General features: G+C 48.2%; 28 protein-coding genes. 11 read left to right on the top strand and 17 right to left on the bottom strand.

Annotated elements, in window-relative coordinates:
• Positions 1-61: 61 nt before the first annotated feature.
• The 5 genes from FMS18_RS12935 (at position 62) to FMS18_RS12915 (ending at position 3,681) form a co-directional block, all read left to right on the top strand.
• A complete protein-coding gene (locus tag FMS18_RS12935) occupies positions 62-556 on the top strand; it encodes a 3-isopropylmalate dehydratase small subunit (RefSeq protein ID WP_163295090.1) in 495 nt (164 codons plus the stop codon).
• Between the two features lie 151 nt (positions 557-707).
• Positions 708-1,775, top strand: coding sequence for a 3-isopropylmalate dehydrogenase (gene leuB / locus FMS18_RS12930; protein WP_163295089.1), 1,068 nt, complete (start codon positions 708-710; stop codon positions 1,773-1,775).
• 241 nt (positions 1,776-2,016) lie between these two features.
• Positions 2,017-2,574, top strand: a complete 558-nt coding sequence (locus tag FMS18_RS12925; protein WP_163295088.1) for a GNAT family N-acetyltransferase — start codon at positions 2,017-2,019, stop codon at positions 2,572-2,574.
• Positions 2,575-2,782: 208 nt separating this feature from the next.
• The gene (locus tag FMS18_RS12920; protein ID WP_163295087.1) at positions 2,783-3,289 is read left to right on the top strand and encodes a NifB/NifX family molybdenum-iron cluster-binding protein; all 507 of its coding nucleotides are present in this window, start codon (positions 2,783-2,785) and stop codon (positions 3,287-3,289) included.
• A 14-nt stretch (positions 3,290-3,303) separates the two neighbouring features.
• The gene (locus FMS18_RS12915; RefSeq protein WP_163295086.1) at positions 3,304-3,681 is read left to right on the top strand and encodes a CGGC domain-containing protein; all 378 of its coding nucleotides are present in this window, start codon (positions 3,304-3,306) and stop codon (positions 3,679-3,681) included.
• A 181-nt stretch (positions 3,682-3,862) separates the two neighbouring features.
• On the opposite strand, the gene dapA is transcribed toward FMS18_RS12915, so the two are convergent.
• The 17 genes from dapA to FMS18_RS12835 form a co-directional block, all read right to left on the bottom strand.
• Positions 3,863-4,741, bottom strand: a complete 879-nt coding sequence (gene dapA, locus FMS18_RS12910; RefSeq protein WP_163295085.1) for a 4-hydroxy-tetrahydrodipicolinate synthase — start codon at positions 4,739-4,741, stop codon at positions 3,863-3,865.
• A 22-nt stretch (positions 4,742-4,763) separates the two neighbouring features.
• Positions 4,764-5,309, bottom strand: a complete 546-nt coding sequence (locus FMS18_RS12905) for a hypothetical protein (RefSeq protein WP_239061035.1) — start codon at positions 5,307-5,309, stop codon at positions 4,764-4,766.
• Between the two features lie 207 nt (positions 5,310-5,516).
• Positions 5,517-5,651, bottom strand: a complete 135-nt coding sequence (locus tag FMS18_RS20920; protein ID WP_275405830.1) for a hypothetical protein — start codon at positions 5,649-5,651, stop codon at positions 5,517-5,519.
• A complete protein-coding gene (locus tag FMS18_RS12900) occupies positions 5,651-5,974 on the bottom strand; it encodes an HU family DNA-binding protein (protein ID WP_163295084.1) in 324 nt (107 codons plus the stop codon). The genes FMS18_RS20920 and FMS18_RS12900 overlap by 1 nt, the downstream gene beginning before the upstream one ends.
• 46 nt (positions 5,975-6,020) lie before the next feature.
• Complete coding sequence (locus FMS18_RS12895; RefSeq protein ID WP_163295083.1) at positions 6,021-6,845, bottom strand: MinD/ParA family protein; 825 nt, start codon at positions 6,843-6,845, stop codon at positions 6,021-6,023.
• An 83-nt stretch (positions 6,846-6,928) separates the two neighbouring features.
• Positions 6,929-7,780, bottom strand: a complete 852-nt coding sequence (locus FMS18_RS12890; protein WP_163295082.1) for a GGDEF domain-containing protein — start codon at positions 7,778-7,780, stop codon at positions 6,929-6,931.
• Positions 7,770-8,889, bottom strand: a protein-coding gene (gene prfB / locus FMS18_RS12885) for a peptide chain release factor 2 (protein WP_203544631.1) whose coding sequence is annotated in 2 segments (ribosomal slippage) — positions 7,770-8,813 and positions 8,815-8,889 — 1,119 coding nt in all. Because the reading frame shifts where the segments join, the coding sequence is not laid out codon by codon here. Before prfB ends, FMS18_RS12890 begins: the two co-directional genes overlap by 11 nt.
• Before the next feature lie 17 nt (positions 8,890-8,906).
• A complete protein-coding gene (lnt, locus tag FMS18_RS12880; protein WP_163295080.1) occupies positions 8,907-10,433 on the bottom strand; it encodes an apolipoprotein N-acyltransferase in 1,527 nt (508 codons plus the stop codon).
• Position 10,434: 1 nt separating this feature from the next.
• Positions 10,435-11,253 (bottom strand): hemolysin family protein, encoded by an 819-nt coding sequence (locus FMS18_RS12875; protein WP_163295079.1) that lies wholly within the window; start codon positions 11,251-11,253, stop codon positions 10,435-10,437.
• A 100-nt stretch (positions 11,254-11,353) separates the two neighbouring features.
• Positions 11,354-12,388 carry a hypothetical protein gene (locus tag FMS18_RS12870; protein ID WP_163295078.1) on the bottom strand — a complete coding sequence of 345 codons (1,035 nt, stop codon included), beginning with the start codon at positions 12,386-12,388 and terminating at the stop codon, positions 11,354-11,356.
• 97 nt (positions 12,389-12,485) lie between these two features.
• Positions 12,486-14,369: a tRNA uridine-5-carboxymethylaminomethyl(34) synthesis enzyme MnmG gene (gene mnmG, locus FMS18_RS12865; RefSeq protein ID WP_163295077.1), complete on the bottom strand. Its 1,884-nt coding sequence runs from the start codon at positions 14,367-14,369 to the stop codon at positions 12,486-12,488.
• Positions 14,370-14,387: 18 nt separating this feature from the next.
• Positions 14,388-15,608, bottom strand: a complete 1,221-nt coding sequence (locus FMS18_RS12860) for a M20 family metallo-hydrolase (RefSeq protein ID WP_163295076.1) — start codon at positions 15,606-15,608, stop codon at positions 14,388-14,390.
• A 257-nt stretch (positions 15,609-15,865) separates the two neighbouring features.
• On the bottom strand, positions 15,866-16,156 hold the full coding sequence (locus FMS18_RS12855; RefSeq protein ID WP_163295075.1) for a PxxKW family cysteine-rich protein: 291 nt from the start codon (positions 16,154-16,156) through the stop codon (positions 15,866-15,868).
• Between the two features lie 146 nt (positions 16,157-16,302).
• Positions 16,303-17,631: an amidohydrolase family protein gene (locus FMS18_RS12850; protein WP_163295074.1), complete on the bottom strand. Its 1,329-nt coding sequence runs from the start codon at positions 17,629-17,631 to the stop codon at positions 16,303-16,305.
• Between the two features lie 119 nt (positions 17,632-17,750).
• A complete protein-coding gene (gene mtnP, locus FMS18_RS12845) occupies positions 17,751-18,497 on the bottom strand; it encodes an S-methyl-5'-thioadenosine phosphorylase (RefSeq protein WP_163295073.1) in 747 nt (248 codons plus the stop codon).
• Positions 18,498-18,599: 102 nt separating this feature from the next.
• A complete protein-coding gene (locus FMS18_RS12840; RefSeq protein WP_163295072.1) occupies positions 18,600-19,112 on the bottom strand; it encodes an adenine phosphoribosyltransferase in 513 nt (170 codons plus the stop codon).
• 160 nt (positions 19,113-19,272) lie between these two features.
• Positions 19,273-19,725 (bottom strand): hypothetical protein, encoded by a 453-nt coding sequence (locus FMS18_RS12835; RefSeq protein ID WP_163295071.1) that lies wholly within the window; start codon positions 19,723-19,725, stop codon positions 19,273-19,275.
• Between the two features lie 179 nt (positions 19,726-19,904).
• Here FMS18_RS12835 and rsmA point away from each other — a divergent pair, with 179 nt between their 5' ends.
• From rsmA to FMS18_RS12810, 6 genes are all read left to right on the top strand, one after another.
• The gene (gene rsmA / locus FMS18_RS12830; RefSeq protein ID WP_163295070.1) at positions 19,905-20,693 is read left to right on the top strand and encodes a 16S rRNA (adenine(1518)-N(6)/adenine(1519)-N(6))-dimethyltransferase RsmA; all 789 of its coding nucleotides are present in this window, start codon (positions 19,905-19,907) and stop codon (positions 20,691-20,693) included.
• Positions 20,694-20,915: 222 nt separating this feature from the next.
• The gene (locus FMS18_RS12825; protein ID WP_324292750.1) at positions 20,916-21,215 is read left to right on the top strand and encodes an HU family DNA-binding protein; all 300 of its coding nucleotides are present in this window, start codon (positions 20,916-20,918) and stop codon (positions 21,213-21,215) included.
• A gap of 17 nt (positions 21,216-21,232) precedes the next feature.
• Positions 21,233-21,409 carry a hypothetical protein gene (locus FMS18_RS20480; RefSeq protein ID WP_203544630.1) on the top strand — a complete coding sequence of 59 codons (177 nt, stop codon included), beginning with the start codon at positions 21,233-21,235 and terminating at the stop codon, positions 21,407-21,409.
• Between the two features lie 156 nt (positions 21,410-21,565).
• Complete coding sequence (gene rpsU, locus FMS18_RS12820) at positions 21,566-21,766, top strand: 30S ribosomal protein S21 (protein ID WP_015336888.1); 201 nt, start codon at positions 21,566-21,568, stop codon at positions 21,764-21,766.
• Positions 21,767-21,769: 3 nt separating this feature from the next.
• Positions 21,770-22,216, top strand: a complete 447-nt coding sequence (locus tag FMS18_RS12815; RefSeq protein ID WP_163295069.1) for a GatB/YqeY domain-containing protein — start codon at positions 21,770-21,772, stop codon at positions 22,214-22,216.
• Between the two features lie 127 nt (positions 22,217-22,343).
• A complete protein-coding gene (locus FMS18_RS12810; RefSeq protein WP_163295068.1) occupies positions 22,344-24,665 on the top strand; it encodes an endonuclease MutS2 in 2,322 nt (773 codons plus the stop codon).
• Positions 24,666-24,723 lie beyond the last annotated feature (58 nt).

Genomic DNA, 24,723 nt, shown 5'->3' with positions numbered 1-24,723 from the left:
ATATATTTTATGAGTTTAAGTTTCTAGCGGGGAGCAGTTATCCCCAAGGAGAATTTTATATATGTCTATTAAAGGTACTGCACATAGAGTCGGGGCGCATATTGATACTGATGCCATCATCCCGGCCCGTTTTTTGGTTACCACCGATCCTGATGAACTCGGTGCGAATTGTATGGAAGGTCTTGAAGAAGGCTGGATTAAGCGTGTTAAAAAGAACGATATCATGGTTGCCGATGAGAACTTCGGCTGTGGTTCTTCTCGTGAACACGCTCCTATTTCACTTCTCGGTGCCGGAATTCCGGTTGTTGTAGCTAAGAGTTTTGCCCGTATTTTTTACCGTAATGGTTTCAACATGGGCCTCATTCTCCTCGAAGTGGGTGATGATTTTGAAAAGCTCGGTGACGGCGATCAGCTTGAAGTTGACGCAGATAAGGGTGAAATCAAGAACGTAACAACAGGCGAAACCATCACCTGCGCCCCGGTTCCCCCGTTCATGAAAGGCATCCTCGATTGCGGCGGACTGGTAGAATACGTAAAAGAACGTCTTTCTAAATAGAACTAATCAAGATGCAGGGCAGCTCGTTTTTATCTAAGACGATCTGTCCATCTAAGACGGCGAAGCCATAATAAAAGTTTCTCTGGTCCCCGAAGGGTCGCCGAAGGCATCTTTTAAAATAGCGCGATAGCGCATCATATAGGGATTTAAAATGAAAATATGCGTAATGCCCGGTGACGGAATCGGGCCGGAAATCATGGCTCAGGGCGTCAAAGTCCTGGACGTAATCGGTGAAAAATTCGGTCACAAAATTGAGACAACTGAAGCACTCATCGGCGGCGCAGCTATCGATGCTACCGGAGTTCCGCTCCCGGACGAAACCGTCAAGGCTTGCAAAGAGTCTGATGCTGTACTGCTCGGCGCGGTGGGCGGCCCTAAGTGGGACACCATTGATCCCGCAATTCGTCCCGAAAAAGGTCTGCTCGGTATTCGTAAAGAGCTTTCTCTCTTCGCCAACCTGCGTCCTGCTGCTCTGTTTCCTCAGCTCAAAGATGCCTGTTTTCTGCGTCCTGACATTGTTGAAAAGGGCATCGACATCATGGTTGTCCGTGAATTGACTGGCGGTATCTACTTTGGTGAACCTCGCGGTACCAAGGAAGAAAACGGCGAACGCATGGGCTACAACACCATGGTTTACTACGAGCATGAAGTAAAACGCATCGCTAAAGTTGCTTTTGAAGCTGCACAGAAACGCAACAAGAAGCTTTGTTCCGTGGATAAAGCCAACGTGCTGGATGTTTCCCGTGTATGGCGTGAGATCGTCATAGAAGTCTCCGAGGATTATCCCGATATTGAGCTGACCCACATGTATGTGGATAACGCCGCCATGCAGCTTGTGCGCGATCCTTCCCAGTTCGACGTCATCGTGACCGGAAACCTGTTCGGTGACATTCTTTCCGATGAAGCTTCCGTTATCACCGGGTCCATCGGCATGCTGCCTTCCGCATCGCTTGGCGCATCCAACCCCGGCCTGTACGAACCCATCCACGGTTCCGCACCGGATATCGCAGGCGAGAATAAAGCCAACCCGCTGGCAACTATTTTGTCCATCGCCATGATGCTGCGCTATTCTTTCAGCATGACTGAAGAAGCTGATTGCATTGAGGCCGCAGTAGAAAAGACCCTGTCCGAAGGGCTGCGTACCGGAGATATCATGGATGAGGGCGGCAAGCTCGTAGGCTGCACCGAAATGGGTGAAGCCGTTATTAAGAATTTGTAAGAATTGCCTCCGGCGGCTGGGGAAGGAAAACTTTTGCAAAAGTTTTTCTTCCCCAGACCCCATCCTTTCAAAACCTTTTGGTTTGCTTCGCATATAGATTTTTTAGACTGTCTCCGTTTGAAGGTCGTTGTATATTTTGAGCAGTTTGGTCTTTTGAGGCCGGACTGCTTTTTTTATTTGGGCAACAATTTATTGCAGTTGAAATTTACAGAGGACTCAATTTTAGTATATTAATTAAAGTATGACCCGACATAAAACAAAGAGACTAATTTTGCGGGGGTGGAAACCTTCCGATTATGCTCCGCTTGCCCGGATTAATGCGGACCCGGATGTTATGCGCTATTTTTATGCTCCTCTTTCAAAAGCAGAAAGTGACGCCAATGCAGATGCAATAAATGCATTGATTGAGGAACGGGGCTGGGGTTTTTGGGCCGTGGAGATTCCAGGTGTTGCGCCATTTATAGGATTTGTCGGTTTGCATGTTCCGATTGTTAAATTGCCTTTTTCTCCGTGCGTTGAAGTTGGCTGGCGACTCGATAAACAATTTTGGGGACATGGATATGCCACTGAGGCCGCAAGATTTGCTTTAAATTATGGTTTTACGGAGCTTGATCTTGATGAAATTGTGGCTTTTACCGCGATCGAGAATAGTCCGTCACAAGCCGTGATGAAGAGGCTTGGCATGGCTTACAATAGTGAAACTTTCGAGCATCCGTCAGTCCCTCGGAACAGTTCATTGCGAAAACATGTTCTTTACAGGATGACTCGGGAAGATTGGCGGGCAAAGCAGTATGGATGATACTAATCGGATTCAGTTAATTTTCGAAATTTGTTTTTACGCTATAATTTAAGGCGCATAATTGTCCTATATTAGAGAGTTGGGCTAATTATGCGCCGAGTTGTTTTAAGGCTAAATATGTAACTGGTTGTATCTTAAGGCGAAGTTCTGGTTGGATTCATTTATGCTTTAGTTGAAATGAGTAATTAATATCAGAACAGGAGGCATTATGCTTATCGCTGTAAGTGCAAATAATTCTAATGTGGACAGTCCGTTTGAACCTCGTTTCGGCAGGGCTGCTGGTTTTGTCATTTTTAATAGCGAAACCGGTGAAAACCGTTTTGTTGATAATTCTGCAAATGCGCAGGTTGCTGGCGGTGCAGGCTTGCAGACTGCGCAGTTGCTGGCTGATCAGGGTGTTAATGTGGCTATTTCCGGTACATTCGGCCCAAAGGCTGAACAGGCTTTGCAGGCTGGACGTATTGAAATGGTTACCGCTGATTCAGGTACTGTGCGTGAATTGTCAGATAATTATGTGGCTGAATTTGGAGGTTCAGGCCGGCCCGTTGCTGATCTTAAGAGATCTCCAAATAACTTAAGTCGTTTTGGTGGTGGTTGCCGCCGTATGGGCGGAACAGGACGCGGAATGGGTATGGCTGGTGGAGGCCGTGGTATGGGCAGCGGCGGTCGCGGTATGGGCGGCGGTGGCCGTGGTATGGGCGGCGGACAGTATTAGGCGGGAGGATCAGGATGAGTAAGATAGGAATGATCCGCTGTGAAAAGAATGAACATAAATGTCCGCTGACCAATTGCATTAAAAGTCACGACCAGACTCTTCAGGCGTTCAGTGGTTATTCTGAATGTTCACTGGCAGGAGTTTTTACCTGCCGTTGCCCCGGTGATAACTTTACGGATATGGTCAAGATTTTAAAAGCCAAAGGTGCTGAATCCGTTCATGTCGTGACCTGTTCTTTCTCCAATAAAGCACAGGATGGCTGGAAATTAGGAAACGGATTCTGCGATAATATTGATGAGTTGGCGGGCAACGCTGCTTCAGAGGTAGGCATTCCGGTAATCAAAGGAACAGCCCATCTCCCGGAAGGATATACGCCTGAGGTCTTTAAGTAAAATTATAAAACAACGCTGCGAAGCATAATAAAAAGTTTAGGAGAGTCCAGAGAACCCTTTTTAAAGGGGTCTTTGGCCGCCGGAGGCTAAATCTTTTAATAAAAGCGCGTAGCGCATCCAAACAAAGAAATCCCCGCACGGTGAACCGTGCGGGGATTTTAAATTGTATTGCTAAAGCGATCTAGATCAGGCCGCTTGCTTTGAGCTGAGCTTCAAGCTTGGCACTGCTTTCTTCCATGAGCGGAACCAGTGGCAGCCTGAAGGAAGTCTCGAACCTACCCATCATACCCAGTGCAGTTTTGACCGGAATAGGGTTGGTTTCAACAAACATGACCCTGTTAACAGGCTGCATTTTGAAGTGCAGTTCCTGTGCTTTTTTCATGTCTCCGGCCTTGAATGCCGCGCACATGTCGGACATTGTTTTAGGCATAATGTTGGAAACAACGGAAATTACGCCGTGCCCGCCAAGGGAGAGCAGGGGCAGTACAGTGAAGTCATCGCCGGAAAGTACGGTGAAACCTTCGGGGCACTGCTCGATTACATCGGAAACCTGTCCGAGATTGGCAGTTGCTTCCTTTACGCCAACCACGTCAGGAACTTGATTTGCGATCATGGCGATGGTTTCAGGAAGGGCGTTGAGTCCTGTCCTACCGGGCACATTGTAAAGAATGAAGGGCATGGATGCCTCTTCGGAAAGGGCTTTGAAATGCGCCAGCAAGCCCGCAGGAGTCGGTTTATTATAGTAAGGTGTAATCTGGAGGGTGGCGTCTGCGCCTGCCTGTTTAGCAAGCTTAGTCAGGTTTACGGCTTCCTTAGTATTGTTTGAACCCGCGCCGGCGATGACCGGGACACGTCCCTTGGCCTGCTCGACACAGATTCTAATAACCTCACCTTGTTCGTCATGGGTCATTGTTGCCGCTTCGCCGGTAGTACCGCAAGGTACAAGACCGTCGATCCCCTGTTCAATCTGCCACTCGATCAGTTCGCGGTATGCGTCCTGATCAATCTCCCCGTTTTTGAACGGAGTGACCAGAGCAGTGAATGCTCCTTGGAATGTCATTGTCTAAGCCTCCAAATTAATTTTACTTATCGTCCGAAATACCACTGAGCAGCTTTACGGCTTCAGGTGCCTCACGGAGTTTTTCCGTCAGAGTCTGCAAGAACCATTTTACATTTTGCCCGGAAGACCATTTGAAATCATCAGCTCTTGAGGGCCAGTCGTAAATGTCGATCCTATTAACCGCTTTTCCGGTAGGGTAGCTGCGAACCCACAAAGTCTTGCCTTTTGCGGTAAGACTACCGGACATTCCCGGTCCGTCACCGCTTCCCAGGAGAATGTCCGGGGGAGCCTCGCCAATGACCGGATTGGCGAGAAATTTTTTCTCCCTGAAGTAACCCCATGAGCTCATGGTAATTACTAGATCCGCTTTATTCCTGTGTTCTTTGATCAGTGTGGCGCATTCATCAATAAGATCATCAGGAAGGTCGTCGGACCCTTTTTCAAGGTAGGGAAGTACGATTATGACCGCCTTTCTGCCATGGGCAAGGGGCTTGTTGATAATCTGTGCTTCTGTGTTGCCGATCCAGTTTTGCGGAATTCCCGTGGGGGATTTTTGCAGAAAACTCAATTCAGCAGGACTAAGAATTCCTAAATCATAATTAATGATTTGGAAAGCTTCAGTCAGCGCATTTCGTTTTTTATCGGAAAATTTTTCGCCGGAGGTCGGCAGAAATTCATACGCACCGCCCAGTATCAGGACGTCATGCTTTTGTGCTACCCGTAAATCCTGAAGATATCCGGCCCGCCGGGCCAGTCCGCCAAGGGTCTTGTTTCCTCAGGTGGGGCAGGGATTGACAGTCCCGAAAGTATTAGCGGTGTCGGCAATAGACAACAGTACATCCTTGCCAGCGTGGGCCATTGAGGTTCCCATGCTGGCAAGGATAAGAAAAACAACTATAAGAAGCCGCATTAACCGTTCAGATATTCTTTCAGCTCTTTACCGGGGCGGAAAAAAGGCAGTTTTTTAGGGGTAACGTCAACAACGTCACCTGTCTTGGGATTACGTCCGGTGTAGCCTTTGTATTCTTTCATCTTAAAGCTGCCGAATCCTCTGATTTCAACTCTGTCGCCGCGAACAAGCGCCTCTTTGATTGCATCAACAAATGCATCAACAATTTCGGCAGATTCATCCACGTGGAGACCTCTTTCTTCCGCAAGACTCTTGATCAGTTCGCTTTTGTTCATGTCCTCTCCCACATCGTGTTGAGTGTGACGAGCTAGTGTTTTTACCATTTCTAGTACAACTATGCCGAAAAGTTACCCTTTTCGTCAAGCATAATTACTCGTCTAGTGTTGGAAATTTTTTCATGACAGGTCTTTCACTGAGTCTGCCCATATTTTCCATCCTGATCTTCTGAATTTTAACCGCAATATTGAGGATATCCCGGCTGGCTTCAGATTTGGGAGCATACTTAATAAAAGGAATCTGCCGTCTTACAGCTTCTGTTACCGCAGGATCATAACGCACATGACCCATATTTTTCAACTTAATATTAAGAAATTTTTCGCAGGCCATGTTCAGGCGTTCAAATGTTTCTCTTGCTTCTTTTTCATTGGAAGCCTGATTGACTATGATATTGAAATCACTGACATTGTGTTGAGAATGCAATACCTTAATCAGGGCGTAGCTGTCGGTCAGGGATGTCGGTTCCGGGGTGATTACCACAATTCTCATCTGGGTCATGGCGGCAAAAGAAAGAACTGTGCCGTTGATTCCCGCGCCAAGGTCGAGCACCAGATACTGGTAACCGCCCACAAGGTTGGTTATTTTGCTGAACAGAAGGTCCTGCATATCCTCGTCCATTTCAACCAGTTCCGGTACACCGGAAGCAGCGGGAAGGATGTCAAATTTCTTTCCTTCCTCAATGGGGATTACAATATCGGAAGGTTTGGCTCCGCTGGTGAGCAGGTCCTGCATATTTGATTCCGGGGAAATGCCCAGCAGAACGTCGAGGTTGGCCAGTCCGAGGTCGCAGTCCATGAGCAGCAGGCTGTTGCCCCCGGTGTTCAGGGCATAGGAAAGATTAAGGGAAAGGTTGGTTTTACCGACTCCGCCCTTACCGCTCATGATAGCAAGGCTTAGTGTTTTGTTGGCGTTGATCATGTCTTATATGTTCCTTTATTAGGGTAACAATAAAATTTAATAGAGATTCAAAATAAATAGAAATTTATTTCGAGAGTGCGGCTTTAGTTTCCCGTGAATAAAAATTTTTTTTCATTGGCGTGTACAAGGGTTTCCTTGGTCACTGTTTCAAAATCAAGAATGTCGGCGGAGCAGACCTGATCCTTACCGGACTTTTTGGCTTCATATAGAGCTTTGTCCGCTTTGCTGATCAGTTCGTGCATTTCAATATCCACCATGCCTTTGAAGCAGGATATTCCCGCAGAGCAGGTAATTGAAAAGCTTTCATTGCTGCCCGGCTTGGCAAAGGTAAGATCGCGTACTTTATCCAACAATCTTTCCATAAGCTGTTTGGCTTTGACCAGCCCCACCCCGGAAAGGATGATTGCAAATTCTTCCCCGCCGATGCGGGCTACCAGATCGTAGCGCCGTGAATTCTGGGAGAGGAGGTCTGCAAAGTCGATCAAGACTTCATCACCTTTCAGGTGCCCCCACGTATCGTTAACCTTTTTGAAATTATCAAGATCAAGTATGGCAAGGGTCAGCGGGGTCTTGGCCCTTCTGGTCCTTTCAATTTCCTGATCAAGGGTTCTTTCAAAGACCCTGCGGTTTGAGAGACCGGTCAGCGGGTCGTGCTCTGTTTTGTAGGAAAGTTCTTGCAGCACGGATTGAATATGATTCAGGTGCGGAGCCATGTTCTGGTCAAGGGGCATGGTCATCCAGTCGTTAAGACCGTGTCTTTCCGCCAGTATCTCCCATGCCTCAAGAGTCATCCCCGGACAGAGCCTCATTACGGTCAGTCCTTCCGGGCATTTCTGAGAGTGGCAGACACCTTTTTCATTGCAGAATCTGTCCCGTACGGAAAGCAGTTCCTCCAGAAGGCTGGCTTCATTTTCAGCGATGTACTCAGCGCTCATTTTCTCCGCCGTATGCTTCAAGCATGTATTTTCTGATCAGGCCGTCGAGTTCGCCGTCCAGAACCGCTTCGACATTACCGTCTTCGGCTCCGCAGCGATGGTCCTTGACCAGTCGGTAGGGTTGCAGAGTATATGTCCTGATCTGACTGCCGAATCCGATGGAATCCTTGGTGGCGTAGTCAGCTCTCTTGCTTTCTTCCTGTCTCTTGAGTTCCTGCTCGTAAAGCCGGGACTTGAGGACCTTCATGGCGGTTTCTTTGTTCTTCAACTGCGATTTTTCATTCTGGCACTGAACAACAATATTCGTGGGCAGATGGGTGATGCGTACCGCAGAGTTTGTCTTGTTAACGTGCTGCCCGCCGGGACCGCTGGCCCGGAAAACATCAAGACGTATATCTTCATCCTTGACTTCGATTTCTATATCCTGAGTGATCTCAGGATAAACATCCACTGACGCGAAAGACGTATGTCTTCTGCCTGATGCATCAAAAGGGGAAATTCGAATTAAGCGGTGGATACCTGCATCACCTTTAAGGAAGCCGTACGCGTAAAGCCCTTCAATGCGCAGGGTTACGCTTTTGATTCCGGCCTCATCATCCGGCTGGTAGTCGAGATAGCTGGTTTTCCAGTTTCTCTTATCTGCCCAGCGCAAATACATGCGCAGCAGCATTTCCGCCCAGTCCTGTGATTCGATTCCGCCTGCTCCGGGATGAATTTCCAGAATGGCAGTGCTTTTATCTTCCGGCCCGGAAAGCAGGGCTGCCAGCTCGGTCTGTTCCACCAGCTTGGCAAGTTTTTCAACGTTTTCGGAAAGGGCTTCAAGAACTTCCTGCTCCTGATCTTCCGAGGCCATCATCAGCCATTCTTCGACATCATCTTTTGTGGAGGTCAGGTTTTCATATGAAGTGACCTTTTCTTCGAGCATGGATTTCTCGCGCAGAACCGGGGTCAGCGCGTCAGGTTTGTCCCATGCGCCGGGTTTACTGAGGTCGTGTTCTATTTCTTCAAGTCGTTCTTTGCTCTGTGCGTGGTCAAAGACGCCCCCAGAGGGATTCATATTTTTCTATACAGGTCAAAGCCTTGGATCTGAGGTCTGAAAATTGAAGCATGTTCTGGTGTAATTCCTTTATATTTTAATTCCCGCCGGATTTTTGCGGCGGTTTATAATTATCCATATTGCGGCAAACAGGGTCATTATCAACGGGGTCGTTGTAACTGTTTTGTAGTTTGCGTGGTAAAACGTATTGCCGCCCATGAGTTCGGCATCAGCCGCTACTGCCGCGTCGACAAAAAGGCCGGTGGCGTGGCTGATCCGGCCCAGCGGATCAATGCAGGCGGAGATTCCGGTGTTGGTGCCTCTTAGCATATAGCGACCCTGTTCCACAGCTCTCATTGTTACCAGATTGAGATGCTGCCGCGGAGCGGATGTGTCGCCGTACCATGCGTCATTACTGATGTTTATAAATATGTTGGCACCTTTTTTCACCCGTTCCTGTGCCAGTTCCGGGAAGATACCTTCATAACAAATGAGCATACCCATAGCAAGGTTGCCGCTTTGCAGCGGAGATGCGTCGGAACCGGGCAGAAAATCCCCTGCGCCCTGCACCAGCTTGCCAAGGGGCAGGAATTCCTTAAAAGGCATATATTCACCGAAAGGCACGAGGTGTGCTTTATCGTACCAGTCCATGTATTTTTTATCCGGTGAGATAAGATAGGCCCGGTTGTAGAGCGAGAAGTTGCCCTTGCTGTGAAGTACGTATCCGGGGGCACCGGTCAGGACGGGGGTTTTGGTTTCAGTGGCGAAATTAATTAATTCCGCGCGCATGATTCCGCCGTCCTGTAGATAGAAAGGCATGGCTGTTTCCGGCCAGATAACAAGATCAGTCTTGTCTATAACCTCTCTGCTCAGGCGCAGATATTTTTCGAAAGTTGTTTTTTTGTATTTGGCATCCCACTTCTTGGCCTGATCAATATTGCCTTGAATCAGTCCGATGGATGTGTCACCGGTTTTCACCAGATTGGAAAATTGTTCCGGGCTGGTACGCATTCCACCGAGGATGATGATAAGCATGACCACTGAGATAGCCCAGATCTTTGCCGGATGGGATACTTTGCAGCACAGGATAGCGGTAGCCACGGAAACCAGCAGTCCTGAAAGACCGTAGGCTCCGATAAAAGCAGCTCCCTGAATCCACTCCGGCCTGAAAGCCAGTGCTGAAGATAAAGTCATCCATGGAAATCCGGAGAACAGATATCCTTGCGCGGTTTCCATGCTGGTCCAGAGCAGGCCGCTGAATATGAATAGTGCAAAGGGCGGTAAGGCACGGGCCGCATGGCTTAGAATATAGGTGTAGCCAGCATAATATGCACCGATCAGCATGGCGACCAGAATAGGGCAGGGGATAGCCAAAGCCCACGACAGTCCGCCGTAAACACCTACCGGATAAGCTATCCAGTACATGCAGGCCAGCGCGGCTAATGACCCGGCTATCCAGCCTTGTTTAAGGGCCTTGCGCGGTGACGCAGCTGAAAATGCAATCATGCCGAGAGCCAGCGGGAAGGCTAGGATTGCAGCAGGGAGATGGAGCAGGGGGGTGGCATAACCGAGTCCTGCGGACAGCATTGCAATAAGAATCGGAACAGCTGGATGCATTCTAGTTACCGGTCGGTGGGTCTATGAGGATTGAAATGATTTGTTTGGCATCACCTTCGTGTACAGTGAATTTGTAGCCCGAAATATTGATGAATTCTCCAACATGGGGAATTCGCCCGGTCAGCTCTGAAATATAGCCGCCGATTGATTCCACATGTTCGGAATCGAGGCTAAGGTCGAGTTTTTCAGAGACTTCAGTCAGGGGAACCCTGCCGGATATAAGGAATTTACCGTTTTCCAGTTCTTCAAAGTCTGAAGGACGGTCGGCATCATGTTCATCGGAAATATCACCGACGATTTCTTCCAGTACGTCTTCCATGGTGATCAGGCCGGATGTTCCACCGTACTCGTCTTGAAGGATAGCCATATGAATGCGGCCGGTCTGAAACTCTTTAAGCAGGGTTTTGACTTTGACATTCTCAGAAACAAAGAAAGGTTTCCGCATAATTTCTTCAAGCGGAGTTTCGGTGCTTCCGCTGAGAAGCGGGGCAATAATATCTTTGGCGTGAATAATTCCTACGATTCGGTCTTTGGTTTCCTGATAGACAGGGATGCGGGAGTGTCCATGCTCAATGATCTCCTGCGCAACATCTGCCAGACCGCCGTTTATTTCAACGCCGATCATATCAGTGCGGGGAATCATTATTTCGCTGGCTTCGGTATCCTTGAGTTCAAGGACATTGAGCAGCATGGAAACGACTTCATCTTTGATTTCGCCGTCTTCGCTTGCTTCGAGGATGTGCTCTTCAAGGGGGGAGTCTGATTTTTTAAAAATATTGACCATTTTGGCCCACAATCGGCCTTCAGAACCGTCGTCCAATTCAATTCTCCTTTTTGCGGTTATTCCTGATTCTCATAAATAGAAATTAAGTCTGATCTAATATCTACTTATTATGTACTGCTTGTGTCAACAACCTTAATTATTCATTACCTTCTCTGTATAGCTCAAGGTAAAGGTTATAGGTCCAGTCGTCCATTTCCGGGCAACCGTTGTTGCCAACTTTTTCCCATTTGGGCTTTTTGGTGTCTTCATCAAATCCCATAAATTGCGACTCAAATGAAAGCCCAAGCTGTGCCCTTCCCTGAGTGGGGTCGATGAATACTCGTCTGATTTTGGTGACAAAAAGATGGCGTACAATGCCTCTATCACCGAAATCAACAAGGCTAAGCAATACCAGAAAATTCTGACCTTTGTTGATCTTGAATCTCGAAGCCCGTTTACCAGTCATGTGGGTCAGCTCAAGGGAGAGCCCGCCACCGGAGATATCCGAAAGGAATACATTGGCGTCTTTTCCGCCCATGTGTCCGGGAGCATATTCGCCGTTGGTGGCGATAAATTTAAGTCCGGCAGCCACACCCTGCTTAGTGTCGGGGATTATGTTTGTGTAATCATAGTGGCGTGAAGGGGGCGAGACCCGCAAAAATTCCCGTTTCTGAGTCTGTTCCAGATGGTCAGGTAGTGCAACTATCAGATTGAAGTATTGTGATCCTTTGGTTTTAACGTCGGTAATTGTTGAAGTAAAGTTGTAGAAAATAACCATCCCGGCCTGCTTGGCGGGGACATGGAAAAAACCGGCCACCTCACGTCCTAACCAAGATTTGCCGATGTTTCCGTTAGCCGGTATTTCGAGAACGAGGTGCTCATTTATATCGTCAATGGAGCAGGCTATGGTACGTCTTTTTTCAGATTTTGAATGAAAACTGAGATCAATTTTTGAACGGTATACCAGAGCTGTTTCAAATATTTTATCAAGCTGGTCTTTATCCGTAATCCAGCTTGTAGGGACAACATTCAGCTTCTTTTTCAATTCTCTGTTATTATACCAAAGCACGGCGGCAACAAGGGCAATAATGCAAAAGCCGACAACAATCAGCATATTGACTGTCTGCTGGGGGAGTCCCGTATCTCCGAAACCGCGCAGGGTCTTGTATAGGAATTCCTGATCTACTGCCATCTGGTACAGCCTTGATTAAATGTTAAAGCCCTTTGTTTACTTATACTTATTTTTTATGATTTTGAAAAGTAAATGCTTTAACCAACAGGCGTTATAATTAAATGGCACCGATTTTTTTCAGATGAATCTCAATTGAAGAGACCGCAGCCGGAGTAATTCCGGAAATTCTGCTGGCCTGTCCAAGTGTCAGGGGACGGACTTCCGTGAGCTTTTCAACTGCTTCACGGGTCAGCCCTGAAACTTCAGAGTAGTTGATTTCTTCCGGCAGGCTGACAGATTCCATTTTGCGGAATTTATCTACCAGTTCCTGCTGGCGGACGAGGTACCCTTCGTATTTGATTTGGGTTTCCGCTTCAGTGAGAATATCGTCAGCATAGCTTTCAATTTCAGGTCTGAAATGTTTCATGTCTTCGATGGAAAGTTCGGGCTGGCGCAGCACAGCTGAAAGGGTGACTGATTTATTTGGAACAGTGCCGCCGATCTCGTTAATGATCTCGCGGGTGGGTTGGTCCGGTTTTATGCGGGTGGAGTTCATCAGTTCCACTACTTCATCAAGCCCTTTCTTTTTGGCAGAATAAAGTGCCCAGTGTTCGTCTTTAACCAATCCCAGTTCGCGGCCTATTTCGGTAAGGCGTAGATCGGCATTGCCTTCGCGTAGCAGCAGTCTGTATTCTGCACGGGAAGTGAACATGCGGTACGGCTCCTGAGTCCCTTTGGTGACAAGGTCGTCTACCAGCACGGCAATGTAAGCCTGATCGCGGGAAAGCAGGAACGGGTCGCGCCCGGTCAGTTTACAGAAAGCGTTGCAGGCGGCCCAAAGGCCCTGTGCCGCAGCTTCTTCGTAACCGGAAGTACCGTTGATCTGCCCGGCCAGATAGAGGCCGGGGAGTACCTTGGTTTCAAGGGTCGGCAAGAGCTGGGTGGGCGGAACGAAATCATACTCAATGGCGTAACCCGGACGGACGATCTGGGCTTGTTCCAGACCTACGATGGAATGGATCATGCGTTTCTGCACATCCAGCGGAAGGCTGGTGGGGATACCGCTGGGGTATACTTCAGGACTTTCGTAACCTTCCGGCTCAAGAAAAATCTGGTGGCGGTCTTTTTCCGGGAATCTCGCAACTTTATCTTCAATGGAAGGACAGTAGCGTGCTCCGGTTCCCTTGATAACTCCGGTGAACATGGGCGAACGTTCGAAGCCGCTGCGTATGGCCTCGTGCGCCTTTTCGTTGGTGTATGTTATGTGACAGGAAACCTGCGGCAGGCTGATTTCCTTGGTCCGAAAACTGAACGGTTGCGGTGGATTATCTCCGTGCTGTTCTTCCAGTTTATCGTAGTCAATGGAGTCTTTAAGGAGGCGGGGAGTTGTTCCGGTTTTGAGCCTGCCGAGGGTCAGTCCGGCTTCTTCAAGGCTTTTGGACATGCCCACGGATGCAGGGTCGCCCATGCGTCCTCCGCTGAAATTTTCCAGCCCGATGTGCATCAGTCCCTGTAAAAAAGTCCCGGTGGTCAGCATCACTGAACGGGAATGAAATTTTTCACCGATCTGCGTCACAACCCCGGCAGCCTTGCCGTCTTCAATGATCAGGGATTCAGCCATAGCCTGCCGGACCCAGAGATTGTCCTGCGCAAAAATATCTTTCTGGACGACACGCATATATTCATTGCGGTCCATCTGGGCGCGGCTGGCACGTACTGCCGGACCTTTGCGCGTATTCAGGATGCGGAACTGGATTCCGGCCTTATCGGACCACATACCCATGTAGCCGCCCAGCGCATCAATCTCTTTGACCATGTGCCCTTTAGCAAGCCCGCCGATGGCAGGGTTGCAGGACAAATGCCCGATGCGATCCACATTGATGGTCAAAAGCAGGGTCTTGAGGCCAAGGTTTGCAGCAGCCATGGCGGCTTCGCAGCCTGCATGGCCCGCTCCGCAAACAATAAGATCGAATTTAGCTGGGGGCGGTGATTTTTTGATCATGATATTAACTAAATTTTCTTAAAACGGCAGAAGCGCCATCACTTTTGCGTCGTTCAAGGTATTGCTGATGGACCCTTTTTCATTGGGCTGGTGGGCCTGATGCAGCAGGGTGGACCATACAACAGTCTGGTGTCCGCGTTCGCGCAGATGTGCGGCAACGGTTCCGCCGCCGATTCCGCCGGGTTTTGCGTTCACGCCGTAAACTTCCTTGACCGCGAAAACAACTTTCTCCACGATTTCGGAATCCACCGGGGTGGGCGGGGCAGCCTGACTTTTGCTTTCAATATCCACAGTGATTTTTACGCCGTATTCTTCGGCAACGTAAAGAGCCATGCCCTTAACCTGATCAATTACTTCCTGAAGGTCATAACTGGGCAGTATACGGCAGTCGATGTAGAAGACATCCTTGCCCGGAATGGTGTTGATATTTTCAACGTTGGCTTCTTTCTTGGTCGGTTCGAAAGTGGAGTGTGGCGGAGAAAAAAGTTCATCTTCTTCGTCAAAATGGAATTTCAGTTCCGGTACTTCCATGATCATGGCTGCGGCAGCCACAAGTGAGTTCACGCCCTGTTCGGGAGTAGATGCGTGGCACTGTTTTCCTTCTACGGTGACTTTGAACCAGACTGAGGACTTTTCCGCAATTTCAACCAGTGCGGAATCAGGCTCTCCGGAATCGGGTACGAGGAACAGGTCGTTCTTTTTGAACAGGTCTCCGTGTTCTTTGACCAGATATTCGAGGCCGTAATGGGAACCGGTTTCTTCGTCAGCTACAAAAATGAGGCCGACATTGATGCCCGGAGTCATGCCGGAATCCATCAAGGCTTTGGCTGCAAGCACTGAGCTGACCAGACCTTGGTGATTGTCTTCCACTCCGCGTCCGTAAAGGGCATCCCCGTCCTGTACCATTTCAAAAGGATCAGTTTTCCAGAGGCTGAGATCTCCCACCGGAACAACGTCCATATGGGAGATGATCCATAATGTTCTGGAGCTGTCCTGACCGGGAATTCTGGTAACCAGATTCGGCCTGTAACCGCACTCAACCCTGTCATCCGGCGCATTGTATGATTTGACTTCACCAAAACCGTTCACTTTGAGGTATTCGGTCAGGAAGTCCGCTTTTGCTTTTTCCCCGGTTCCATTGTTGGTGGGACCGATAGCGGGAATGGCAACCAGCTTGGCGTGGAGGTCGAGAGCTGCGTCTTTCATGTCGTCAATTTTTGAAAGAAGCTGAGTGGGCATGGGTATATCTCCGGTTATGCATCAGATACAGGGTTAAGAAAATTGAAATACGTTCTAACGTACCAAAGAGAAGAGCCGGAACAAGTCCGGCTCCCATGATACACGAAATGAATCAGTTGAAAAACATTCGTAAAGAATGTTTTTCCGGTAATATTAGTTAACGACTTGCCTGAAAAGACAGTGTTCGCTTGAAACTAACACCGTGTTCATAAAATGAACTATGAATACAATTAATGATTAATTGTGCTGGTGCTATACTAGCGACCGCGTGCAGCACGCTTGGATGCTTTAAGCGGGTTAACTTTAACTTTACCTTCTTTGTCAACACCGGCACGCACGTGGGTGGCGAAGTTACATACGCTGTGAGACCACTTTTTAGCGGGCTGAGCGTAGCTGGGACAATATTTGGAACCTTCGAATTCAACTGCGCGTTCACAACCGTCACATTTTTCAACAACGGTTTCGAGAATTACGCCTTTGTAAGAAAGACCTTCAGCAGTCATTTCTGCACCTTCGAGTGCGTGTACTCTTGCATTCTTTTTAGCCATGTAGCGCCTCCTGTTTGGCAAGTCGCTTGCGAACAAGCGTTGTTTTATCTTTAAATATCTTTGCTTGGAAAAGCACAAATCCATATGCAGTCTTCCCCTATGTTGTCAAGGAAAAATCTGTTTTTGGATCTTAAAAAAATATCCGATCAGCGGCTTTCAAGCCGCTTTAAGGCCCATTCTACGGCCTTTTCCGCTTCACGGGAAATAATTTCAACATCAACGCTGAAAAATTCTCCGTCACGGTAAAGGACCTCTCCATCGCATACCGTCAGGCAGACATCCTGTCCTCCGGCGGAGTAAATTACGTGCGAGAGGGGGTTGTATACAGGTTTAAGGTGCATCTTGTCCATATTTATAGCGACGATGTCCGCTTTCATGCCCGATTTAATTGCTCCGGTGTCCTTAAATCCCAGAAAATCAGCTCCGCACAGGGTCGCCATATCGAGAACTGTTTGTGCGGGCATTGCTTCCGGATCTCGCAGGAATCCCTTTTGGAGCATGGCTGCGGTGCGCATCTCATCAAACATATCAAGATTGTTGTTGCTGGCTGCTCCATCAGTACCTAAGCCTGCATTGACCCCGGCAGCGATGAATTTAGTCAGCGGACAGATGCCCGAGCCCAGTTTCAGGTTGGATTGCGGATTATGGGCGATCATAGTCCCGGAGCCCTTTATCCATCCTATCTCCTCGTCAGTTACATCCACACAGTGATGCAGACGGGTGCGTTCGCGCAGTAATCCATAATCTTTAAGAATCTCAATGGGCCGTTTTCCGAAAGTTTCCAGAGTGAGCTTTGTTTCAGGTACGGATTCCGCCGCATGAATCTGCCAGAGAAGATCCAGCCGCTCGGCAAGTTCCATGCTTTCGGCTAACTGATCCGGGTCGGTTGTAAAAACCGCATGAGGTGTAACCGAAGTTTTGATCCGCTCATGTTCTGCAAATTGGTCATGCAACGCTTCAATTGTATCCCATGCATCCTGCGCAGTTTTGAAAAACGGTGAAGGAAATTTAAAAAATCCTTCCCCCAGAACAGCCTTCATACCAGTCTCATCAACTGCCTTGCCGACCACATCTTCATACATGTAACCGTCAAATATTGCAGTTGTTCCGCTGGCAACCATCTCAGCACAACCCAGTCGCGCTCCCAATTCAACCAAATCCTTGGTCAGACCTGATTCAATGGGAAACATATAATTATGCAGCCATTCCAGCAGGGGCAGATCGTCTGCTACCCCGCGCATAAGCGTCATAGGCACGTGAGTGTGTGAGTTAATCAATCCGGGCATAAGGACTGATTTACCGCAATCCACGGTTTTATCAGCAATCCAGTTTTGTTCAATATCAGACAGCTTGCCAACAGCAGAAATAATTTTCCCGCTGACAGCAATAGCACCGTCTTTAATTAACTCACGCTCCTCATTCTGGGTAAGAATGTAAGAGCCTTTGATGATTAGATCGCATTTATTCGGCTGCATAAATTTATTCCGCACAGCTTAACGTCAACAGTGGCGAAGCCATAATAAAAGTTTTAGGAGAGTCCAGAGAACCCTTTTTCAAAAGGGTTATTTGGTCCCTGAAGGGCCGCCGGAGGCAACTAAATCTTTTCAATAGTCTTGATCAGCATGGAAGTTACATTCTCGGCATTGGCTTTGAAAATAGCGAGAATATCATCCCATGTGACAGGTGCTTCGTCGGTCTTCCAGCAATCGTAGTCAGTGGACATGGCTACGGCGGCGTAGGGGATTCCGGCTTCGTTGGCGAGAATCGCTTCAGGCGCGGTGGACATGTTGATGATGTCTGCTCCCCATGCGCGAAACATATGCGATTCAGCGCGAGTGGAGAAACGGGGACCTTCGATGGTGACTACTGTCCCTTTGTCGTGAACCGTAACGCCGAGTTCTTTGCAGGCTTCGTTCAATTTTGTGCGCAGTCCGGCATCAAAAGGCTCTGCCATGGGAGTGTGGGCCGGGGCGTGCGGCTCAAAACTTTCGAAAAATGTAAGCTCACGCCTGCGGGTGAAATCAATGAACTGGTCGATGATGACCAGATGTCCACGGTCGATTTCTTCGCGCAATGATCCTACTGCGGTGGTGGCCAGAATGCAGTCGCAGCCGAGATCCTTGAGAGCCTGAATATTGGCCCGGTTGTTCACGTAGGTCGGGGGGATAGTGTGCTCGCGTCCGTGACGGCCGATGATGTGCACTTCTTTTCCGGCGATTGTTCCGGATTTGATGGGGGAGCTGGGGCTACCCCATTTATTGGAGACTTCCGAATCCTTTGCGTCTTTCAGGATATCGGGATTGTCCAGACCGCTGCCGCCTATGATGCCGATTACTGCCATGATTGTATCTTTCCTTATTTGCAAAGGTGAAAAAAGAAAACTCCTGCCGGGATCATTGATTTGTAATCCGTGATCCGGGGCAGGAGTTTTGAAATATCCTGATTAAAGCTGGATGAGGCTGGTGGTTTCGATTCCGGCCAGCTTGCTTTTTCCGTTAAGAAAACCAAGTTCGGCGATGAAACCCATTGCGGATACGTTTCCGCCTGCTTTTTCAACCAGTTTGACCATTCCTTCTGCTGTTCCGCCAGTGGCGAGAACGTCGTCGATGAGCAGAACATTTTCGTCCTTGGCAACTGCATCAATGTGCATGCTGAGGTTGTCAGTGCCGTACTCAAGGTCGTAGCTTACGGAGATGGTCTCGTAAGGCAGCTTGCCGGGCTTGCGGATAGGCACAAAGCCGATATCAAGCTTGGTGGCCAGCGGTGCTCCGAAGATAAAGCCGCGTGCTTCGGCAGCAGCGATTTTGTCTATTTTGTAATCAGCGAAGCGTTCAGCCAACTGATCAATAGTATATTGAAATGCTTTGGGCTCAGCCAGAAGCGGGGTGATATCAAAGTATACGATACCTTCTTTAGGGAAATCGGGTATGTCGCGGATGTAATCCCTCAGATTCATGAAATTCCTCCATACGGATTGATTTTATGAAACTGGCTTAAAATCTTTCGGGGCCGTTGTCAAAGTCCGTTGGAAAATTATGCTGAAAAACCAAAAAAGCTGTAACTTGCGATAAATTTTGCGCAAGTTACAGCTTTATTTGTTTTGTGTGCTTTTCGAATTAGGTCAAGGAATTGCCCATGCCGTTGGCACGGGTTCCACCGCCGGAGCTGGCTCCTTCGGCTTTGTTTTTTTGTGTTTGTAATTCAGTTAGCTGCCCCTGATATTGCATCAATTCATTTTGCTTTGCCGCAATCTGGTCCTTGTTCTTTTCAGGGTCTTTTTGCAGCTTTTCGATCTCTTCTTTGATCTTTTTTATCTGCTCTTGGAGTTTTTCAATCTGCTGGTCGATGCTTGAAGTTTCTTCAGAGCTTTTTTCAGTACCGGAAGCACCGGATTGCATGGCTGCAAGCTTGTCCTGTCCTGCCTGAGAGATAGAAACGGTGTCACCGTCTTCACCTTTACCCATGGTCAGTCTGGTGGTTTTGTTTTCCACTCCTTCGGCTGCTGCGGTTTGAACTGTTGAAGTCGCGTATGCCTGCTGGTCTCCACCGACACGAAAATCAAAACTCATATAGCTATCCTCTTATTTAGAGTTATTTGCGAAATACGAACTTTGTATCGGCGTAAGTTAAGATTACTTTAGGGTTGTTTGTTTATTTTTATATTAATGCTGCTCAGCTTAAACTTGCATAACTGGCCTTACTGAAGCTAAAGTCACTTTTTTAAATTAATATATTTAGTGGAGTTTTTGTGCAGACCAGACACAGAGCAAAAAAGAGTCTCGGGCAGAATTTTCTGCAAGACGCCAATATAGCACGTAAAATAGTAGATAGTCTTAAGATATCTGAAGCAGATTCAATTATTGAGATCGGTCCCGGTCAGGGAGCTTTGACAAGGTTTATCCTTGAAGCCGGTCCTGAAAGTCTTACTTTAGTAGAAAAGGACCGTGACCTTGCTCCGGCCCTTGAGCAGGAATATCCGGCAGCAGATGTGGTTCTTGAGGATGCCATGAAGTTTGACTGGGCCGGGCTCGATCCTGATAAAAATTGGAAAATTGTGGGCAACCTGCCGTACAACGTGGCTTCGAAAATTATGTGGGATATAGCCGCGCAGTGTAATGCCACTTGCGTTTTTATGGTCCAGCACGAGGTGGGCTTAAGGATAACTTCCGGGCCGGGATCAAAGAAGTACGGAGCGATCAGTGTCTGGATACAGAGTTTTTGCCGGACGGATTATCTTTTCAAGGTTCCGCCGACTGTTTTTAAGCCGAAACCCAAAGTTGACTCTGCGGTGATAAAATTTTTTCCACGTCCCGTTGAAGAAAAGCCCAGTGATATTGCGGGGCTTGCCAAGCTGGTTAAATACTGTTTTCAGTATAGGCGCAAACAATTAGGTAAGATATTGAAATCATTCATTTCTGACGAAGTGTTGCAGTGGGCTGAAGAGGAGGGGGTTTCACTCAAAGATCGCCCGGAAGCCTTGTCACCACTGCAATTTCAGAGTCTTTATAAATGCGTTAAAAACGATTTTCCCTCTTGACTTGTTGGCGAAAATTTTGTTTTAGATTTTCATCAAGGTCGTTTGAACAGGCAATCCTGCTTTGTTTTCTACGGAGAATGCGGGATAGGGGGCTTGTTTTAAACGGTTTTGAGTGTTAGCAAGACAACTTGCTGGCTGGGGATGCCCGGCAGTTTCTTAATGAACCCAACTCTCGCCCGCAGGCGAGTTTAATGGCAGGCGCGATAACGTGCCGCAATAATCATTTTCCGTTTCAAGGAGGAAGGACTGATGACTAAGGCTGAACTCGTTGTTAAGATTGCTGAAAAAGCAGGAATGACCAAAGCTGATGCAGAACGTTGCCTGAATTACTTTCTGGATACAGTAGAAGAAACCCTCGTTAACGAAGGAAAACTGACCCTTACAGGTTTCGGTACTTTTCAGGTTGACGAAAGAAAAGAGCGTGTAGGTCGTAACCCCCGCACTGGCGAAGAAATCAAGATTCCCGCTTGCAAGGTTGTGAAATTCCGCCCCGGTAAGCTTCTGAAAGACGCTGTAAAGTAGTTTAAGGAGATTTAATTATGTTGCATGGTGAAACCGTTCAGAGTCCCCTTCCTATGGATCTTCCCTGGTGGATGCCTGATCACTTTATTTTCTTCGGCGTCCTTTACATTGTGCTCGGTCTTCTCGGTGCCGGAATGGCCTACTGTGCTGTAAAAGCATGGATGGATTCCAAAAAGGACACCGCCGCTCACTAGTTCCACTTCCAAGGTGAATATTTTGTTCAGCATTTGCGCATGCGGATGCTGAACATTTTTTTTGAGGATAGCTCTTGACTCCATGCAATATTTGAGTTTATTAAATATCTCTTCCGCACATTATTTGTGCGAGATTAATTCAGGGGGGTGATTTGATTGCCCGGTGTATATCTCGAAGATTCTGATAATTTTGAAATAGCACTTCGCCGCTTTAAGAAGCAGGTTGAAAAAGCTGGAGTTCTTTCCGAACTCAAAAAACGTCAGCACTATGAAAAGCCCAGCGTACAGCGTAAGAAGAAAAAAGCTGCTGCCCGCAAAAGGCTCATCAAAAAAATGCGCAAAATGTCAATGGGTTAATATATGAGTCTCATTGAGCAGATTGATAAAGACTACATTGCGGCCTACAAGGCCAAGGATGATGTGAAGAAGACAGTTTTGAGGCATCTCAAAACTGCCATCAAGAATCGCATTGTTGATTTGAAAGGGGAGACTCTTTCCGATGACGACGTACTTGATCTTGTTGCAAAACAGATCAAGCAGCGCAAGGATTCCATTGAGCAGTATACCTCTGCCGGACGTCCTGAGCTGGCCGAAATTGAGGCCGTTGAAATTGAAGCTCTTTCCGGTTATATGCCGGAGCAGCTTTCCGAAGAGGAAACAGCTGCTGCTATCGACAAAGCGATCGCCGATCTCGGCGCATCGTCCATGAAGGATATGGGCAAGGTGATGAAAGCCATCACTGAAGCTTATAAAGGACAGGTTGACGGCAAGGTTGTAAGCACTCTTGTTCGTGCCCGTCTCTCCTGACATCAGCTTAAGCTGAATTTTAACGGCAGGCCCCGGAGTTTCTCCGGGGCTGTTTGCCGTTTTTTCTGTATTGGTATCCCGGTTCAGGCGGGATGCGTTCTCTAACACTTTTCTATATTGGAATCCCATGGAGTCAAGATCTCTCCAGCTACTCGAATTTCCGAAAGTTCTTAACGTCCTTTCAGGCCACTCAGTCTCCACGTCCGGTGCAGAGGCTTGTCTTGCCCTGTCTCCAATGGATGATGCCGATTCCATTAATTCCAAAGCTCAATTTTTCAGACAGGGTCAGAATTTCGTTAAAGAAACGGGATTCCGTCTCGGCACATTCCCTCCGTTGGAAGGACTGTTTCAGTATCTGGTCAAGCCCAATAACGTACTTGACGCAGATGCCCTCTATGCTTTGGTGCAGACTATCGGACAGGCCCGGACTCTCAAGGAAGCACTTGAAATAGCGGAGAAGAGAGAATGGGATACCATCCTAGAATTTATCGAAGGTGTAAGCTGGCCTGAGAAAACCTTTTCCGGTCTTAAGCGTTGCCTTGATCAGGACGGTAACATCAAGGACGAAAGTTCTCCGGAACTTTACGATATCCGCCAGTCCATCCGTTCCCTGCATCAGCGTTGCTCTAAGAAAGTTCGTGATTTCATCCACGGTGAAGATATTTCCCGCTTTTTGCAGGATGATTTCATGACCATCACCAACGATCGCTACGTTCTGCCGATGAAGACAAATTTCAAGGGCCGTTTGCAGGGGATTGTTCACGACTATTCCAATACCGGTGAGACCTGTTATTTCGAGCCCATGTTTCTCGTGGAGCTTAACAATACCATGCAGGAACTCAAACAGCAGGAAAGGACAGAAGAACTGAAGATTCTGACCTACCTGACCGGACTTGTGCGTTCTGAATATGACCAGTGCGTGGCTGCTTACGGTTTTTTGGTTGACTATGATGTGTTGCAGGCCAAGATAAATTTTGCTGAATCCGTAAAGGGTGTGGCTGTTGATGTGCAGTCCGGTTGCGGTTTTGATCTGCGGGGTGCCCGGCATCCGCTGCTGGCTGCTGCCGAGGGCGGGGTTAATCCGCTCAATATTGAGCTGCCTACTGAAAATAAAGTTCTCATCGTTTCCGGTGGTAATGCCGGTGGTAAGACTGTCTGCCTGAAAACTGTGGGACTGCTTTCAGCCATGGCTTTCAGCGGGATTCCCGTTCCGGTGGAAAAAGGGTCCGTACTGCCGCTTTTCAAAGAAATTTTTGTCATCATGGGAGATGAACAGTCCCTTGAGGATAACGTAAGTACTTTTTCGGCCCAGATTCAGTCCATCAGCCGTATCTGGGAGGCCATGGATTCCTCGACCCTGTTCATTCTCGATGAATTCGGTTCCGGTACTGATCCGGCACAGGGTGCTGCTCTCGCGCAGGCTGTCGTAGACGGTTTGCTTGAGAACGGGGTGACCTGCTTTGCGGCGACTCATTTTCCGGCACTCAAGACTTACGCCCTTGTGACTGAAGGTGTGCGCGCTGCCAGTGTGCTTTTTGATCCTTCAACCAAAAGGCCCCTTTTTTCCATTGCTTACGATCAGGTGGGGGCTTCCATTGCCCTTGATGTTGCTCGTGAACACGGTTTTCCTGAATCTCTTCTGTACAAGGCTGAGCAGTATCTGCTCATGGAAGGCTCTGATTCCGGTTCAGTTATGAACAGGCTCAATGAACTTGCGGTCAGCCGTGAGAAAGAGCTTGAAGAAATGGACCGCATCAAAGCAAAGCTGGAAGCCAAACGCGCCAAGCTGGAAGAAAAATTTGAGCGTGAACGTCTCGCTGTTCTTGCTGATGTTAAGAAGCAGGCTCAGAATGTGCTTAAGGAATGGCAGGACGGCAAGCTCGGACGCAAACAGGCCCTGAAAAAGCTTTCTGAAGCTCGTGGAGCAATTGGTGGTGATGAAAAGCCAAAGGCTGATGTGAAGCCTTTTTCTTTTGATGACATCAAGGTTGGTAAGCAGATTCTGAATATCAGCTGGAACCGCAAGGGTGTGGTCCTTGAAAAGGACGAACGCAAAAAGCGGGTCAAGGTTGATATGGACGGCGTTGCCATGTGGATTCCCGCTGATCAGCTCGGTCCTGTTGGTAAAAAAGCCGTGCAGGAGAAGGTTCGCCAGTCTGTTGAAAAGACTGCTGGGAAAGCCGATAAGAAAGCACCCAAGGGTGAAATGACCCTCAAGGTTGATCTGCGCGGAAAGCGGGCTGATGTTGCAATCAGTGAGCTGGCGCGTTTCTTTGATCAGGCACTGCTGCGCGGAGCTACTGAGCTTGAAATTGTCCATGGTCGCGGTACCGGGGCTTTGCGTCGTGAGGTTCATATTTTTCTTGATGGCAATCCGGCTGTTGCCGGATACAGCCTTGCTCCGGAAGACCGGGGCGGCGACGGTATGACCGAGGTTGAATTAGTATAGTGCAAATTATTGCATGCCGTGCTATGGATGTGCAGTCTGCCATGATTGTGCATTATTT

It is taken from the genome of Desulfovibrio sp. JC022 (assembly GCF_010470665.1).
Classification (GTDB): Bacteria; Desulfobacterota; Desulfovibrionia; order Desulfovibrionales; family Desulfovibrionaceae; genus Maridesulfovibrio.
The sequence above is the reverse complement of the archived record's forward strand: the minus strand, read 5'-3'. Positions and strand labels throughout refer to the sequence as shown.

What these genes read in the sequence shown, in the direction of transcription:
- dapA (WP_163295085.1), bottom strand. Translation starts at nt 4,741, where the DNA reads ATGACATTCCAAGGAGCATTCACTGCTCTGGTCACTCCGTTCAAAAAC.
- FMS18_RS12840 (WP_163295072.1), bottom strand. Translation starts at nt 19,112, where the DNA reads ATGAATCTGAGGGATTACATCCGCGACATACCCGATTTCCCTAAAGAA.
- FMS18_RS12920 (WP_163295087.1), top strand. Translation starts at nt 2,783, where the DNA reads ATGCTTATCGCTGTAAGTGCAAATAATTCTAATGTGGACAGTCCGTTT.
- FMS18_RS12915 (WP_163295086.1), top strand. Translation starts at nt 3,304, where the DNA reads ATGAGTAAGATAGGAATGATCCGCTGTGAAAAGAATGAACATAAATGT.
- FMS18_RS12895 (WP_163295083.1), bottom strand. Translation starts at nt 6,845, where the DNA reads ATGATCAACGCCAACAAAACACTAAGCCTTGCTATCATGAGCGGTAAG.
- FMS18_RS20920 (WP_275405830.1), bottom strand. Translation starts at nt 5,651, where the DNA reads ATGCGGCTTCTTATAGTTGTTTTTCTTATCCTTGCCAGCATGGGAACC.
- FMS18_RS12935 (WP_163295090.1), top strand. Translation starts at nt 62, where the DNA reads ATGTCTATTAAAGGTACTGCACATAGAGTCGGGGCGCATATTGATACT.
- FMS18_RS12850 (WP_163295074.1), bottom strand. Translation starts at nt 17,631, where the DNA reads ATGCAGCCGAATAAATGCGATCTAATCATCAAAGGCTCTTACATTCTT.
- mnmG (WP_163295077.1), bottom strand. Translation starts at nt 14,369, where the DNA reads ATGATCAAAAAATCACCGCCCCCAGCTAAATTCGATCTTATTGTTTGC.
- FMS18_RS12810 (WP_163295068.1), top strand. Translation starts at nt 22,344, where the DNA reads ATGGAGTCAAGATCTCTCCAGCTACTCGAATTTCCGAAAGTTCTTAAC.
- FMS18_RS20480 (WP_203544630.1), top strand. Translation starts at nt 21,233, where the DNA reads ATGTTGCATGGTGAAACCGTTCAGAGTCCCCTTCCTATGGATCTTCCC.
- FMS18_RS12900 (WP_163295084.1), bottom strand. Translation starts at nt 5,974, where the DNA reads ATGGTAAAAACACTAGCTCGTCACACTCAACACGATGTGGGAGAGGAC.
- lnt (WP_163295080.1), bottom strand. Translation starts at nt 10,433, where the DNA reads ATGCATCCAGCTGTTCCGATTCTTATTGCAATGCTGTCCGCAGGACTC.
- FMS18_RS12860 (WP_163295076.1), bottom strand. Translation starts at nt 15,608, where the DNA reads ATGCCCACTCAGCTTCTTTCAAAAATTGACGACATGAAAGACGCAGCT.
- FMS18_RS12925 (WP_163295088.1), top strand. Translation starts at nt 2,017, where the DNA reads ATGACCCGACATAAAACAAAGAGACTAATTTTGCGGGGGTGGAAACCT.
- FMS18_RS12815 (WP_163295069.1), top strand. Translation starts at nt 21,770, where the DNA reads ATGAGTCTCATTGAGCAGATTGATAAAGACTACATTGCGGCCTACAAG.
- leuB (WP_163295089.1), top strand. Translation starts at nt 708, where the DNA reads ATGAAAATATGCGTAATGCCCGGTGACGGAATCGGGCCGGAAATCATG.
- FMS18_RS12890 (WP_163295082.1), bottom strand. Translation starts at nt 7,780, where the DNA reads ATGAGCGCTGAGTACATCGCTGAAAATGAAGCCAGCCTTCTGGAGGAA.
- FMS18_RS12870 (WP_163295078.1), bottom strand. Translation starts at nt 12,388, where the DNA reads ATGGCAGTAGATCAGGAATTCCTATACAAGACCCTGCGCGGTTTCGGA.
- FMS18_RS12835 (WP_163295071.1), bottom strand. Translation starts at nt 19,725, where the DNA reads ATGAGTTTTGATTTTCGTGTCGGTGGAGACCAGCAGGCATACGCGACT.
- FMS18_RS12855 (WP_163295075.1), bottom strand. Translation starts at nt 16,156, where the DNA reads ATGGCTAAAAAGAATGCAAGAGTACACGCACTCGAAGGTGCAGAAATG.
- mtnP (WP_163295073.1), bottom strand. Translation starts at nt 18,497, where the DNA reads ATGGCAGTAATCGGCATCATAGGCGGCAGCGGTCTGGACAATCCCGAT.